Origin of the sequence: Streptomyces sp. SBT349 (assembly GCF_001083795.1) — a bacterium.
Taxonomy (GTDB): Bacteria; Actinomycetota; Actinomycetes; order Streptomycetales; family Streptomycetaceae; genus Streptomyces.
Map to the genome: position 1 here is coordinate 1 of NZ_LAVK01000212.1, position 13426 is coordinate 13426.

A 13426-nucleotide genomic window follows, 5' to 3' on the forward strand; every position below is an offset into this window, starting at 1 on the left:
GGCTCGGGTGGGGGCTCAGGCGGCGGGCTCGCCGAAGGCGGGGACCACGGAGCCCTCGTAGGTGTCCTGGATGAACCGCTCGACCTCGTCGGAGTTCAGCAGCCCGGCGAGGGTCCGCACCCGGGGGTCGTCCTCGTTCCCGGCCTTGACGGCGAGGAAGTTGGCGTACGGGTTGTTCTCGGCCTCCTCGATCACCAGGGCGTCCTCGGTGGGGGTGATCCCGGCTTCCAGGGCGTAGTTGCCGTTGATGACGGCGGCGTCGAAGTCGTCCAGGGCGCGCGGCAGGGTGGCGGCCTCCAGCTCCTCGAAGGAGAGGCCGCGGTCGTCGGTGATGTCACCGAGGGTGGCCTCGGCGCCGACGCCGTCGCGCAGTTCGATGACGCCGTTGTCGGCGAGGAGGGCGAGGGCGCGGCCCTCGTTGGTGGCGTCGTTGGGGACGGCGATGGAGTCCCCCTCGCTCAGCTCGTCGGCGCTGGTCAGGCCGTTGGAGTAGAGGCCGAGGGGCTCCAGGTGGACGTTGACGACGGGAACGATGTCGGTGCCCTGGTTCTCGTTGAAGTCGTCCAGGTAGGGCTTGTGCTGGAAGAAGTTGGCGTCCACCTCCCCGCTGTCGAGGGCGGTGTTGGGGAGGACGTAGTCGGTGAACTCGCGGATCTCCAGGTCGAGTCCGGCCTCCTCGGCCAGGTTGTCCTTGATGAAGTTCAGGATCTCGGCGTGCGGGACGGGGACGGCCGCCACGGTCAGGGGGGCGGACGCGTCGCCCTGGTCGCCGCCGCTGCCGGTGCCGCCCGAGCCTCCGGAGGAGGGGTCGGAGTCGGTGCCGCAGGCGGAGACGGCGAGGGCGAGGGCGGCGGTGACCGCGAGGGCGGCGCCGGACTTGCGGTGGGTACGCACGAAAAGTGCCTTCTTTCTGTTCTCCGGTGGTGCGGGTGGTGCGGGGGGTGCCGCGGTCAGGTGGAGGCGCGTTCGCGCCGGTGGATGAGGCGGACGACGCCGTCGCCGATCAGCTGGACCGCCGTGACGATGACGATGAGGACGGCGACGGTGGCGAGCATGAACCCGTCCTCGAAGCGCTGGTATCCGTAGGTGAGGGCGAGGGTGCCCAGGCCCCCGCCGCCGGCGGCGCCCGCCATCGCGGAGTAGCCGACGAGGGCGATGACGGTGGTGGTCAGGCCCGCGACCAGGGAGGGCAGCGCCTGGGGCAGCAGCACCTTGAGGACGACGGTCCACGTGCCGCCGCCCATCGCCTGGACGGCCTCGACCAGCCCGTGGTCGACCTCGCGGACGGCGGTCTCGACGAGCCGGGCGAAGAAGGGGATGGCGCCGATGGCCAGCGGCACCACGGCGGCGGTCGGGCCCACGGCGGTGCCGATGACGGCGCGGGTGAACGGGATCAGCGCGACCATGAGGATGATGAACGGCAGCGACCTGCCGATGTTCACGACGACGCCGATGACCTTGTTGACCACGACGTTGGCCAGCGGTCCGCCGCGGTCGGTGAGCACCAGCAGGACCCCGAGGGGCAGGCCGCCCAGGGCGGCGTAGAGGGTGGCCCAGCCGACCATGTAGAGGGTGTCGACGGTGCCCTGCTCCAGCAGGGGCCTCATCTCGTCGAAGGTCATCGCGTGCCCTCCCCCGGCAGCTCGACGGTGAGCCCCTGGTCGCGGAGGAAGGCGAGGGGGGCCGCGTTCTTCTCGGCGGGTCCCGGCAGTTCGACGCGCATCCGGCCGACCTGGCGGCCCCCGACCCTCTCCACGGCGGCGTTCACGATGGAGGCGTCGACGCCGTGCTCCCTGGCCAGGCGGGAGATCACCGGGCGGGCGGCGGCCTCGCCGTGGAAGGTGAGGTCCACGACGGTGCGGTCGGGGCCGGGCTCGGCGGAGCCGAGGGGGAACAGCTCGTGCGCCAGCCGGGAACCGGGGGTGGCCAGCAACTCGGTGACGCCGCCCGACTCGGTGACCCGGCCGTTCTCCATGAGCGCGGCGGAGTCGCAGACGGCCTTCACCACATCCATCTCGTGCGTGATGAGGAGCACGGTGAGGCCCAGCTGGCGGTTGAGGTCACGCAGCAGCCGCAGCACGGAGCGGGTCGTCTCGGGGTCGAGCGCCGAGGTCGCCTCGTCGGAGAGCAGCACCTTGGGGTCGCCCGCCAGCGCGCGGGCGATGCCGACGCGCTGCTTCTGGCCCCCGGAGAGCTGGGCCGGGTGGGCGCGGGCCCGGTCGGCGAGGCCGACGAGGTCGAGGAGCTCCAGGGCCTTGCGGGCGCGCTCGCGGCGGGAGAGGCCCTGGATCTCCAGGGGCAGTTCGACGTTGCCCTGGGCGGTGCGCGAGGAGAGGAGGTTGAAGTGCTGGAAGATCATGCCGATGCCGCCGCGGGCCTGGCGCAGGGGGCGGCCCGCGCGGTGGCCTCGCCCGGCGAGGGCGGTGAGGTCGCGCCCGTCGACGGTGACGGTGCCGGAGGTGGGGCGTTCCAGCAGGTTGAGGCAGCGGACGAGGGTGGACTTCCCCGCTCCGCTGCGGCCTATGACGCCGTAGACCTCCCCCGGGCGGACGTGCAGGCTCACGCCGTCGAGGGCGGTGACGTCCCGGCCGCGCGAGCGGTAGACCTTCGTGAGGTCACGTGTGGTGATCACTGGCTTTCCATGGCATGAGGGCGCTGGGGCGCACTGCGGCGCACGCGCAGGCGTGCGGACGCGGGGGCGCGTCCCGGCGCGGGAGGTGGTGTCAGGGGGCTCGTGTCAGGGGTGTGGCGTTATCGCTTCGGGGCGCGGTGCCTTCGTGCGGGGGCCCTCAGCGGTCGCACATTCGACAACGACAGCGAGCGCCGGGCAGGACTGCCTCGGTCGGCCGGGTGCGGCTGCTCGTCGTGGTCATGCGCACCAGTAGACCACGCGTTCGCCTGCGATGATGCGCTCGGCCGTGATGCTGTGGCCAACGCCACGCCCCCGCGCCCCCTCCCCGGAGGGGGCGGCCCCGGCCTCGGGGCGGGCGGTGTCGGCCCGTTAGAGTCGTCGCATGTTCACGCCACTGACAGTGACGGTCGCCGTGACCGCGTTGCTGCTGGCCGCCGGGTGCGGGTGGGCGGCGCTGCGGGACCAGCCCGTCAAGGACTGGCACTACCTGGGCATGGCCGTCGTCCTGCTGCTCACGCTGGCGCAGCTGACCGTCGGGGTGGTGCGCCTGGCGAACGGCGACCGGCCGGCGGGCGACTCGACCGTCGTCTTCGTCTCCTACCTGATCTCGGTCCCGCTCTGCCTGCCGGTGGTGGCCATCGTGTCGCTGGGCGAACGCAGCAGGTGGGGCTCCGCGACGGTGGCCGCGGGCGCGCTGGTGCTGGCGGTGCTCCAACTGCGGCTGGCCGACGTCTGGTCGGGGGGCGTCGGTGCCGGCTGACGCGAGGGCGCAGGGGCCGGATCTGCGCACGGGTCCCGGGCGGCTGCTGGTGACGCTCTACGGCGTGTTCACGGTGGGCGCGGCCTCGCGCTCCGTCTACCAGCTCTCCACGCGCTTCGACGAGGCGCCGCTCGCCTACGTGCTCTCGGCGCTCGCCGCGCTGGTGTACGCGTTCATCACCGTCTCCCTGGTGCGCGGCGGCGAGACGGCCAGGCGGTTCGCCCTGGCCGCGTGCGGCGCGGAGCTGGTGGGCGTGCTGACGGTGGGGACGTGGACGCTCGTGGAGCCGTCGGCGTTCCCGGACGCGACCGTGTGGTCGGACTACGGGATGGGGTACCTGTTCTTCCCGCTGGTCCTGCCGGTGACCGGGCTGCTGTGGCTGCGCCGGGCGCGGTCGGCCCCGGACGGGGCGCCGGACGGCGGCGGGACACCGGGGAACGCGTCCGGGTCGCGGACGTGACCCCGCGGACGTCCCGGCGCGGCCCGCGCCCGGCGGCTCCGCGGGGCGGGGCCACCGGCCGGGTGCGGGCGGGCGGTGAACGCGTCAGGCGCCCGCGGCCACCGGGCGGGCGTCCTTCTCCATGGTGACCAGGCTCAGGTGCCGGGACACCTCCTCGGTGGCCACCGCGGCGTAGCCGAGCCTGCGGTAGAGCCGCAGGTTGCCCTCGCTGCGGTGGCCGGTGAAGAGCCGGTAGCGGGCGGCGTCGCGCTCGGCGGTCAGCCGGTCCTCGACGGCGGCGAGCAGCCGTCCGCCGAGTCCGTGGCGCTGCATCCGCGGGTGCACGATGAGCCGGCCGATGCAGGCGGTTCCGCCGGTGTCGACCCGCCCGCGCACCGAACCCACCACCTCGGTGCCGAGCCTGGCCACGAGCACGCAGGTCTCGGCCACGTCGGTGCGGAGGGCGGCGAGCGTCTCGGTCAGCGGCGCGATGGTGTAGTCGCCGTAGAGTTCGGCCTCCGCCTGGTAGCAGAGGTACTGGAGCTTCAGGATCTGTTCGGCGTCCTGGGTGGTCGCCCTGTCGATCGTCACGCTCATGCCCATGTGCACATGCCTCCTGAGGTCTCGAACCGGCCTCGCGGGGTGGTGAGGCCGCGCCCTTGGTCGGCGGTCGCCCTGACGGCGCGGGCCGGTCGGACCCGCGCCGTCAGCATTGTGCTGGGCCGTCGTGGACCAGGGGAACGTGCTGGAGTCAACTACCTTGTGAGATTGCTGACTACGGCCGCGTTCTCCGGGCCCCGCGCCTGCCCCGGCTCAGTCGCGGAAGTCGGCGGCGGCCAGCAGCGCGGTGTCGGGCTGGTCGGCGAAGACGCCGTCGATGCCGGTGTCGAAGTAGGCGCGCAGCGCGCCGAAGACGTCGCCGTAGGCGTTCGGGTCGTCGCCGCGGCGGAACTCGGCGGGCAGGTAGCGGTTCTCGTTGCGGATCGTGTACGGGTGAACGAGGAGCCCGGCGTCGTGCGCGTCGCGCACCAGGCGGGTGGGCCGCTCCAGCGAACCGTCCGGCGTCCTCGGGATCACCAGGTCGAGCGTCGGCCCGACGCCCTGGGCGTACTCGGCGATCTCGCGCAGGCCCCGGCGGGTGACCAGGTCGGCGACGGTGCGCGGGTCGCCGGACTCCTCGAGGTCCCAGGGCCGCGAGTCGGCCGAGGAGAGGAGCACCACGCGCGGGGTCTCCACCAGTTCGGCCATCCGCTCCATGCTGGTGGGCTCGAAGGACTGGAGGAAGACGCGGGCGTCGGCCCGGTGCTGGCGGTGCTCGCGCAGCAGGCGGGCCAGCGGGCGCTCCAGTTCGAGGCCGAGGGAGCGGAAGTAGGTGGGGTGCTTGGTCTCGGTGTAGAGCCGGACCGGGCGACCGCGCTTGCGGCCCTGGTCCGCGGCCCAGCGCAGCACCTCCTCGTAGGTGGGTATGCGCCAGCGGCCGTCGTAGAGCGTGTTGTCGGGGCGCTCTGCGGGAATCCGCTCGGTGGCGCGGAGCGTTCGCAGCTCCTCCAGCGTGAAGTCCTCGGTGAACCAGCCGTCGAGCTCCACGCCGTCCACCGTCTTGGTGGCGCGGCGGTCGGCGAACTCGGGGTGGTCGGCGACGTCGGTGGTGCCGCTGATGTCGTTCTCGTGACGGCACACCAGGTGCCCGTCCTTGGTGGGGACGAGGTCCTGCTCGATGATGTCGGCCCCGAGGTCGAGGCCGAGCTGGTAGGAGCCCATGGTGTGCTCGGGGCGGTATCCCGAGGCGCCGCGGTGGGCGACGACGGTGGGCGTGCGGAGCTCGCCGGCCGGGCCGGGCCCGGCGGGCCTGCCGGCCGTGCCGACCGCGCCGGCCGGGGCCGCGGCGCCGAGCAGGGCGGCGGTGCCGGCGCCGGCCACGGCCGCGCCGAGCACGGCTCTGCGGCCGAGGGGTGAGTGGGCGCCTGGCCCCTGGTGAGCTGCCATGGTGTCTCCGTTGGGCTCGTTCCCGTCGGGGCACCCTCTCCTGCCCTGTGCGGACAGGAGGGTGGCCCCGTGAATCGCGCATGATCGTAGGGACGCGGGCCTGTCCGCACAGGTACGAGAGGGCAAACAGTCGACGAAGGCACATCAAAGCCGAGTATCGGCGGCGTGAGCCCCGTGCGCGATGTGTGGCCAGGCGCGAGTATCGTCCCTAGGCATGCGGACGTCCGCATGCCCATGACCGACCCGGAGGGGAAGTTGTCCCGTTTCCTGCTGCTGAAGGTGCTCCTCGGCCCGCTGCTGAAGCTCTTCTTGCGTCCGCGGGTCGAAGGGGCCCGGCGCATCCCCGGGACCGGACCGGTGATCCTCGCCGGGAACCACCTGACGTTCATCGACTCGATCATCCCGCCGCTGGTCCTGGAGCGGCAGGTGTTCTTCATCGGGAAGGACGAGTACGTCAAGGGCCGATCCCTCAAGGGGCGGCTGATGGCGTGGTTCTTCACCTCCGTCGGCATGATCCCGGTGGACCGGGACGGCGGGCACGGCGGCGTCGCCGCGCTGATGACCGGGCGCCGGGTGCTGGAGGAGGGCAAGGTCTTCGGGATCTACCCGGAGGGCACCAGGTCACCCGACGGACGTCTGTACAGGGGGCGCACCGGCATCGCCCGCCTGACGCTGATGACCGGCGCGCCGGTCGTGCCGTTCGCCGTGATCGGCACGGACCAGGTGCAGCCGGGCGGCAGCGGGCTGCCCCGGCTGGGCCGGGGACGGCGGATCACGGTCCGTTTCGGCGAGCCGCTGGACTTCACGCGGTACGAGGGCATGGACCGCGACCGCTACGTGCTGCGGGCCGTCACCGACGAGGTGATGACCGAGGTGATGCGGCTGTCCGGTCAGGAGTATGTCGACATGTACGCCACCAAGGTGAAGGCCGCCTGACGCGCCCCTCGCCGGGCGGGCTGCCCCGGGCCGGCGGCGTCACCGCCAGGGCAGCCGCGAGCGTCGGTCCCAGTAGGTCTCCGGGGTCTCCGCCAGCCGGGTGAGCTCGGCGAGGTGGTCCTCGCCGAGCCGGACGCGGGCCGCCGCCAGGTTCCCGGCGAGCTGGTCGGGCGTGGCCGCGCCGGAGAGCACGAGGCCCGCCCACGGCTGGTGCAGCACGGCGGCCAGGGCCACGGCGTCGGCGCCCACGCCCAGTTCCTCGGCGATCCGGCGCAGACCGGGAGGCGCGACGGGCGGGGCGAGGCGGCCGTTGGCCATGGCCTCCTTGACGATCACGGTCAGCCCGGCGTCGTGTGCCTCGCCGAGCGCGGCGGCGACGGAGGGCTCCAGCACGTTGAACGTGGACTGCACCGTGCGGAAGAGCGGGTGGCCGTCCACCGTGACCCCCAGCGCGGCGCGGATGGCGTCCGCCTGGCCCACGCCGCTGGTGGACAGGCCGACGCTGACGCCCTCGGCGGCCAGGGCGGCGAGCCGGTCCACGACCGCGCGGTCGGTGAGCGCGGGGCTGTCGGGCGTGACCGAGTGGATCTGGTAGAGGTCGAGGCGGTCGCCGAGGAGCGCACGGGTCTCCGCGTACTGGCGGTCGAACGTGGGCGCGCTGTGGTCCTTGACCTCGTGGACGTCGGCGTCGGCACGCCAGCCGGCGGTGTAGGTGTACCCCCACTTGCTGCCGACGACATGATCGGCGGCGCCGGGCGCGGCGGTCAGCCAGCCGGCGAGGAACTCCTCGGCCCTCCCGTAGGAGCGCGCCGCGTCGATGTACCGCACGCCGCCGGCGTGGGCGGCGTCGAGCAGGCGGTGGGTGCGCTCCCGCAGCGCCTCGGGCGTGCGGTCGCCGGGGAGGTCGCGGTCGCGGCCCAGCGTGATGTAGCCGGGGCGGCCGACGGCGGCCAGGCCGAGGCCGATGCGGGCCGTCGGCGTGGCCTGCGGGTCGAAGCGGGAGAACGGCATGCGGGCACCTTCGTCCGACGTCCGGGGATGCGGCTGGTCACACGGTAGCCAGGAACGCGCCGACGGCCCGTGCGAATCCCTCGGGCTCGTCGTCGTGGACCCAGTGGCCGCAGCCGGGGAACTCCTCCAGGGTGGTTCCCGGGCGCCGCTCGGCCATCTCGCGGGCCATGGCCGTGGGCAGCACGAAGCTGTCCAGGCCGTGGACCAGCAGCGCGGGACAGGTGGAGGCGAGCCAGTCGGGCCACCAGTCGCCGATCAGGGCGCGCTGGGAGGCGACCATGTCGTCGTGGTCGAACAGGAAGCCCCAGCCGTCGTCGTACTCGGTGGCGCTCTCCAGGAAGTAGCCGGCGTCCGGGATGCCGCGGGCCTCGACGCCGCCGCGCAGCGCGGCCAGGGTGGGGGCACGGCGGGGCCAGTCGCTCACGTCGAGCACCGGATGCGGCGCCTGGGGCTGCCGGTTGTCGGCGCCGCCCTCCTCGACCACGAGCGCGCGGACGAGTTGGGGGTGGCGGGCGGCCAGCCGGAACGCGGTCACGCCGCCGGCCGAGTGGCCGAGCACGGCGGCCGGGCCGGCGTCCAGGTGGCGGAGGAACGCGGCGGCGTCGGCCAGGTACTGGTCGGGGCGGAAGTCGCCGTTCCGGGCGCTGTGGCCGTGGCCGCGCTGCTCCAGGGCGATCACCCGGTGGGCCGGGCCCAGCGCGGCGGCCAGCGGCGCGAACATGCGGGCGCGGCCGAAGTGCCCGTGCAGCGCGAGGAGCGGGCGGCCGGTGCCGCCGAAGTCGGTGTAGGCCAGGCGGAGTCCGCGGACGGTCGCGTGGCCCGTACGGAACGCGCTCATGAGATCCCCTTCACCGGACACGTCCCGGCCGGGCGGCCGGGACGTCAAGATCCCCACGGTACCGGCCCGTACCGGGCGGGGAGCGGGGAGGGCGGCCCGATCCACCCCGGGACCGGCCCCCCGGGACCGCGTCCTACGATGACCGGAACGGTGGAAGCCCCACGGGCAGAGGGTCGCGTCGGGCCGTCGAGGAGAGCACATGAGCGAGGGCGGGGGACGGCCCGAGGGCCGTCCGGTGCGGTGGGGGATTCTGGCGACGGGGTCCATCGCGGGGAAGCTCGCCGGGGATCTGGCGCCCCTGCCCGACGCCGAGGTGACGGCGGTGGGTTCCCGCTCGCCCCAGTCGGCCGAGGCGTTCGCCCGGCGCTTCGGGATCCCGCGGGCGCACGGCAGTTGGGCCGCGCTGGCCGCCGATCCCGACGTGGACGTGGTCTACGTGGCGACGCCGCACAACGCGCACCACGCGGCGGTGCGGCGGTGTCTGGAGGCGGGCAAGGCCGTGCTGTGCGAGAAGCCGTTCACGCGGTCCGCGGCACAGGCCGAGGAGCTGGTGGACCTGGCCCGCGAGCGGGGCGTCTTCCTCATGGAGGCCATGTGGATGTACTGCAACCCGGCGATCCGGCGGATGGCGGAGCTGGTGCGGAACGGGGCGATCGGTGAGGTCACGGCCGTTCACGCCGACTTCGGCATCGGCGGACCGCTCGACCCCGGTCACCGGCTCCTGGACCCGGCCCTGGCCGGCGGCGCGCTGCTGGACCTGGGCGTGTACCCCGTCTCGTTCGCGCACCTGGTCCTCGGCGAGCCGGCGGAGATCGCGGCCTGGGGCAGGCTGCGCGGCGGCGTCGACGTCAGCACGGGGATGCTGCTCGGCTACGCCTCGGGGGCGGTGGCGGCGCTGACCTGCTCGCTGGTCGCGGACACCGCGCGGACCGCGGCGGTCACCGGGTCCCGGGGGCGGATCGAGTTCCCCCGGGGGTTCTTCAGCCCCGAGCGGTTCACGCTGCACCGGGAGGGCGCGGAGCCGGAGGAGTTCGCCGGGCCGGGGCCGGCCGGCTCGTTCGCGCACCAGGCGAACGAGGTGATGCGCTGCCTGCGGGCCGGGGAGACCGAGTCGCCGCTGGTGCCGCTGGACGGCAGCCTCGCCGTGATGCGGACGCTGGACGCCGTGCGCGACCGGATCGGGCTGCGCTACCCCGGGGAGTAACGCGGCCCGGCCGGTCGTCCTTCGTCCGCCGGGTCCGTCGTCCGTCGGGTCAGGGGGTGGCGGCCCCGGCCCACTCCCGCTGGGCGGCCAACTCGGCCTTGACCTCACCGAGCTGGACGGCGACCGCGGAGGGCGCGGTCCCGCCGCGCGCGTCGCGGGCCGCGAGGGCTCCCTCGACGGTCAGCACGGTGCGGACCTCGGGGGTGAGGTGCGCGGAGATCGTGGCGAACTGCTCGTCCGTGAGCCGGTCGAGCTCGATCCCCTCCGCCTCGCAGACCTTGACGCACTCGCCCGCGACCTCGTGCGCCACCCGGAACGGCACGCCCCGCTTGACCAGCCACTCGGCGATGTCCGTGGCCAGTGAGAAGCCGGCGGGCGCCAGCTCGGCCATCCGCTCCGCGTTGACGGTGAGGGTGGCGAGCATGCCGGTGAACGCCGGGAGCAGGATCTCCAGCTGGTCGCAGGAGTCGAAGACCGGCTCCTTGTCCTCCTGGAGGTCGCGGTTGTAGGCCAGCGGCAGGGCCTTGAGGGTGGCCATCAGCCCGGTCAGATTCCCGATGAGCCGACCGGACTTGCCGCGGGCGAGCTCGGCGATGTCCGGGTTCTTCTTCTGGGGCATGATCGAGCTGCCGGTGGAGAACGCGTCGTGCAGGGTCACGAAGGAGAACTCCTTCGTGTTCCAGATGATGACCTCCTCGGCGATCCGCGAGATGTCCACGCCGACCATCGCCGTGATGAAGGCGAACTCGGCCGCGAAGTCGCGCGAGGCCGTGCCGTCGATGGAGTTGGCCGCGGAGCCGCCCTCGAAGCCGAGGTCGGCGGCGACGGCCTCCGGGTCGAGGCCGAGCGAGGAACCGGCCAGCGCACCCGCCCCGTACGGGGAGACCGCCGTGCGCGCGTCCCACTGCCGCAGCCGCTCGGCGTCCCGGCCCAGGGCCTGGACGTGGGCGAGGACATGGTGGGCGAAGAGCACCGGCTGGGCGTGCTGGAAGTGGGTGCGGCCCGGCATGGCGACGCCCGGGTGGGCCTCGGCCAGGCCGATCAGCGCCTCCTGGAGGTCGGCCAGCAGCCCTCCGATGATCCGCGCGTGGTCCCTCAGGTACATCCGGAAGAGGGTGGCCACCTGGTCGTTGCGCGACCGGCCGGCGCGGAGCTTGCCGCCGAGCTCCGGGCCGAGCCGCTCCAGCAGGCCGCGCTCCAGCGCGGTGTGCACGTCCTCGTCGGCGACCGTGCCGGTGAACGAGCCGTCGGCCACGTCGGCCGCGAGCCGGTCGAGGCCCTCCAGCATGCGGCCCAGCTCGTCCTCGGTGAGCAGCCGGGCCCGGTGCAGGACCCGGGCGTGGGCGCGGGAGCCCGCGATGTCGTAGGGCGCGAGCCGCCAGTCGAAGTGGACGGAGGCGCTGAGCCTCTCCAGCGCCTCGGCGGGGCCGTGGGCGAACCTGCCGCCCCACAGCCGCACGTCACCGGCTCCACCCGCCGGGCCCGCGGGGTGCTGGGTCACTGGGTGGTCGGTCACTGGGTGATCGGTCACTGGGCGAGGTCCCGCCGGGCGGCGATCTTGCTGGACAGGCCGAAGATGTCGATGAAGCCCTTGGCCAGCGACTGGTCGAAGGTGTCCCCCGTGTCGTACGTCGCGAGGCTGAAGTCGTACAGCGACTGGCCGGAGCGCCGTCCGGTGACCACGGCGCGGCCACCGTGCAGGGTCATCCGGATGTCGCCGCTGACGTGCTCGTTCGCCTCGTCGACGAAGCCGTCGAGCGCCCGCTTGAGCGGCGAGAACCACAGCCCGTCGTAGACCAGCTCGGACCAGCGCTGCTCGACCTGCCGCTTGTACCGGGCGAGCTCGCGCTCGACCGTGACGTTCTCCAGCTCCTGGTGCGCGGTGATCAGCGCGATGGCGCCGGGGGCCTCGTAGACCTCGCGGGACTTGATGCCGACCAGCCGGTCCTCGACCATGTCGATGCGGCCGACGCCGTGGGCGCCCGCCCGCTCGTTGAGCTCCCGCACCGCTTGGAGCATGGTGACGGCGCGGCCGTCGATCGCCACGGGGACGCCCCGCTCGAAGGTGATGACGACCTCGTCGGCGTCCCGGGGGGCGGCCGGGCTCTGCGTGTACTCGTAGATGTCCTCGATCGGGGCGTTCCAGATGTCCTCGAGGAAGCCCGTCTCGATGGCGCGGCCGAAGACGTTGGCGTCGATGGAGTACGGGGACTTCTTGGAGGTGGCGATCGGCAGGCCCTTGGCCTCGGCGAAGGCGATGGCCTTGTCGCGGGTCATCGCGTAGTCGCGGACCGGGGCGATACAGGAGAGGTCGGGGGCGAGCGAGGCGATACCCGCCTCGAACCTGACCTGGTCGTTGCCCTTGCCGGTGCAGCCGTGGGCGACGGTGTCCGCGCCGTGCTTCCGGGCGGCGGCGACCAGGTGCTTGACGATGACCGGCCTGGAGAGCGACGAGACCAGCGGGTACCGGTCCATGTAGAGGCCGTTGGCCTTGATCGCCGGGAGGCAGTACTCGTCGGCGAACTCGTCCTTGGCGTCGACGACCTCGGCCTCGACGGCGCCGCAGGCGAGCGCGCGCTTGCGGATGACATCCAGGCTCTCGCCGCCCTGGCCGACGTCGACGGCGACGGCGACGACCTCCGCCCCGGTCGCCTCGGCGATCCAGCCGATGCAGACAGAGGTGTCAAGGCCGCCGGAGTAGGCGAGTACGACGCGCTCGGTCACGGTGTCTCCTAGGGATGCATGCGCTGACTGGAATAAGTATGCAGACATGCGCATGGTTCGTCAATCTGCTCGGGAGAGATGCCACCTTCAGGGGCATACTGCGATGCATGGGCAAGTCATATGAGCGCATCGACGGCAGGCTCCGCACGTTCATCGAGGAACAGCGCGTCTTCTTCACCGCCACGGCGCCGCTCTCCGGCGAGGGCACCGTGAACCTCTCCCCCAAGGGCCTCACCGGCTCCTTCGCCGTCCTGGACGAGCGGACCGTCGCGTATCTCGACTTCGCGGGCAGCAACGCGGAAACCGTCGCGCACCTGCGCGAGAACGGCCGGATCACGCTCATGTGGTGCGCCTTTTCCGGCCCGCCGAACATCGTGCGCGTCCACGGGCGCGGCGAGCCCGTCTTCCGGGACGACCCGCGCTTCCCCGAACTGCTCACGCGCTTCCCCGCCATCGACCCCGCCCACCACGGGCTGCGCGCGATCATCGTGGTGACCGCCGAGCTGATCCGGGACACCTGCGGCTACGCGGTGCCCTTCATGGCCTACGAGGGCGACCGCCCGCTGCACGCCTCGCGGTTCGAGCGCGAGACGGACGAGACCCTGGACGCGTACTTCCACAAGAAGGACCACGTCGCCACGAGCATCGACGGCCTGCCGGGGCTCCCCCTGCCGCTGCCGCCCACGCCGCCCGCCGCCGCCCGACGGTGAGCGCGCGACTGAGGGCGATCGCCCGGGAGACCGAGAACATCGTGGCCGCCGGGTGGTATCCGGGGGCGGACGGGCGGCGGCTGCACATCGGCGAGGAGACGGAGCGGGCCCGGGAGGGAACGGCGGTCTTCGGCCCCGACCCGCTCCCCGTTCCCACCCGTCTCTTTTACACATCTGACGCCGCCG

Annotated in this window: 14 protein-coding genes and 1 pseudogene; 6 read left to right on the forward strand and 9 right to left on the reverse strand. The window is 73.3% G+C overall.

From position 1 onward, the window contains the following. Nucleotides 1-15: 15 nt before the first annotated feature. Genes ADY01_RS23150 through ADY01_RS23160 form a run of 3 tightly spaced genes read right to left on the reverse strand, consistent with a single transcriptional unit; the run spans nt 16 to nt 2632 of the window. Complete coding sequence (locus ADY01_RS23150) at nt 16-894, reverse strand: MetQ/NlpA family ABC transporter substrate-binding protein (protein ID WP_049577058.1); 879 nt, start codon at nt 892-894, stop codon at nt 16-18. Nucleotides 895-950: 56 nt separating this feature from the next. After that, complete coding sequence (locus ADY01_RS23155; protein ID WP_049577060.1) at nt 951-1622, reverse strand: methionine ABC transporter permease; 672 nt, start codon at nt 1620-1622, stop codon at nt 951-953. Beyond that, on the reverse strand, nt 1619-2632 hold the full coding sequence (locus ADY01_RS23160; RefSeq protein ID WP_049577064.1) for a methionine ABC transporter ATP-binding protein: 1014 nt from the start codon (nt 2630-2632) through the stop codon (nt 1619-1621). Before ADY01_RS23160 ends, ADY01_RS23155 begins: the two co-directional genes overlap by 4 nt. Before the next feature lie 382 nt (nt 2633-3014). Here ADY01_RS23160 and ADY01_RS23165 point away from each other — a divergent pair, with 382 nt between their 5' ends. Next, nucleotides 3015-3392, forward strand: coding sequence for a hypothetical protein (locus tag ADY01_RS23165; protein WP_049577066.1), 378 nt, complete (start codon nt 3015-3017; stop codon nt 3390-3392). Further along, the gene (locus ADY01_RS23170) at nt 3382-3852 is read left to right on the forward strand and encodes a hypothetical protein (protein ID WP_049577068.1); all 471 of its coding nucleotides are present in this window, start codon (nt 3382-3384) and stop codon (nt 3850-3852) included. Before ADY01_RS23165 ends, ADY01_RS23170 begins: the two co-directional genes overlap by 11 nt. Nucleotides 3853-3936: 84 nt before the next feature. Here the strand turns inward: ADY01_RS23170 and ADY01_RS23175 are convergent, their stop codons facing one another. Together ADY01_RS23175 and ADY01_RS23180 are read right to left on the reverse strand one after the other, a co-directional pair. Next, nucleotides 3937-4434, reverse strand: coding sequence for a GNAT family N-acetyltransferase (locus tag ADY01_RS23175; protein WP_049577070.1), 498 nt, complete (start codon nt 4432-4434; stop codon nt 3937-3939). A gap of 210 nt (nt 4435-4644) precedes the next feature. Further along, the gene (locus tag ADY01_RS23180) at nt 4645-5817 is read right to left on the reverse strand and encodes a glycerophosphodiester phosphodiesterase (protein ID WP_049577074.1); all 1173 of its coding nucleotides are present in this window, start codon (nt 5815-5817) and stop codon (nt 4645-4647) included. A 255-nt stretch (nt 5818-6072) separates the two neighbouring features. Here ADY01_RS23180 and ADY01_RS23185 point away from each other — a divergent pair, with 255 nt between their 5' ends. After that, entirely contained in the window at nt 6073-6753 is a 681-nt protein-coding gene (locus ADY01_RS23185) for a lysophospholipid acyltransferase family protein (protein ID WP_049577094.1), read from the forward strand. A 39-nt stretch (nt 6754-6792) separates the two neighbouring features. Here ADY01_RS23185 and ADY01_RS23190 read toward each other — a convergent pair whose 3' ends face one another. Then, nucleotides 6793-7764 carry an aldo/keto reductase gene (locus ADY01_RS23190; protein ID WP_049577077.1) on the reverse strand — a complete coding sequence of 324 codons (972 nt, stop codon included), beginning with the start codon at nt 7762-7764 and terminating at the stop codon, nt 6793-6795. A 37-nt stretch (nt 7765-7801) separates the two neighbouring features. Beyond that, nucleotides 7802-8602 (reverse strand): alpha/beta fold hydrolase, encoded by an 801-nt coding sequence (locus ADY01_RS23195; RefSeq protein ID WP_049577079.1) that lies wholly within the window; start codon nt 8600-8602, stop codon nt 7802-7804. Nucleotides 8603-8801: 199 nt separating this feature from the next. On the opposite strand from ADY01_RS23195, the gene ADY01_RS23200 reads away from it, so the two are divergent. Further along, nucleotides 8802-9806 carry a Gfo/Idh/MocA family protein gene (locus tag ADY01_RS23200; RefSeq protein ID WP_049577081.1) on the forward strand — a complete coding sequence of 335 codons (1005 nt, stop codon included), beginning with the start codon at nt 8802-8804 and terminating at the stop codon, nt 9804-9806. Between the two features lie 49 nt (nt 9807-9855). Here the strand turns inward: ADY01_RS23200 and argH are convergent, their stop codons facing one another. Together argH and ADY01_RS23210 are read right to left on the reverse strand one after the other, a co-directional pair. After that, the gene (gene argH, locus ADY01_RS23205; protein ID WP_234320367.1) at nt 9856-11322 is read right to left on the reverse strand and encodes an argininosuccinate lyase; all 1467 of its coding nucleotides are present in this window, start codon (nt 11320-11322) and stop codon (nt 9856-9858) included. 11 nt (nt 11323-11333) lie between these two features. Continuing rightward, nucleotides 11334-12530, reverse strand: a complete 1197-nt coding sequence (locus ADY01_RS23210) for an argininosuccinate synthase (RefSeq protein ID WP_049577086.1) — start codon at nt 12528-12530, stop codon at nt 11334-11336. 107 nt (nt 12531-12637) lie between these two features. Here ADY01_RS23210 and ADY01_RS23215 point away from each other — a divergent pair, with 107 nt between their 5' ends. Further along, complete coding sequence (locus tag ADY01_RS23215; RefSeq protein WP_049577089.1) at nt 12638-13240, forward strand: pyridoxamine 5'-phosphate oxidase family protein; 603 nt, start codon at nt 12638-12640, stop codon at nt 13238-13240. Further along, a pseudogene (locus ADY01_RS23220) lies at nt 13237-13426 on the forward strand (TIGR02452 family protein); the annotation flags it as partial. The gene ADY01_RS23215 and the pseudogene ADY01_RS23220, both read left to right, overlap by 4 nt.

Bases quoted from the DNA above. Each gene is read 5' to 3' on its own strand.
- ADY01_RS23165 (WP_049577066.1), top strand. From the start codon at position 3,015: ATGTTCACGCCACTGACAGTGACGGTCGCCGTGACCGCGTTGCTGCTG.
- ADY01_RS23200 (WP_049577081.1), top strand. From the start codon at position 8,802: ATGAGCGAGGGCGGGGGACGGCCCGAGGGCCGTCCGGTGCGGTGGGGG.
- ADY01_RS23190 (WP_049577077.1), bottom strand. From the start codon at position 7,764: ATGCCGTTCTCCCGCTTCGACCCGCAGGCCACGCCGACGGCCCGCATC.
- ADY01_RS23155 (WP_049577060.1), bottom strand. From the start codon at position 1,622: ATGACCTTCGACGAGATGAGGCCCCTGCTGGAGCAGGGCACCGTCGAC.
- ADY01_RS23195 (WP_049577079.1), bottom strand. From the start codon at position 8,602: ATGAGCGCGTTCCGTACGGGCCACGCGACCGTCCGCGGACTCCGCCTG.
- ADY01_RS23215 (WP_049577089.1), top strand. From the start codon at position 12,638: ATGGGCAAGTCATATGAGCGCATCGACGGCAGGCTCCGCACGTTCATC.
- ADY01_RS23180 (WP_049577074.1), bottom strand. From the start codon at position 5,817: ATGGCAGCTCACCAGGGGCCAGGCGCCCACTCACCCCTCGGCCGCAGA.
- ADY01_RS23175 (WP_049577070.1), bottom strand. From the start codon at position 4,434: ATGGGCATGAGCGTGACGATCGACAGGGCGACCACCCAGGACGCCGAA.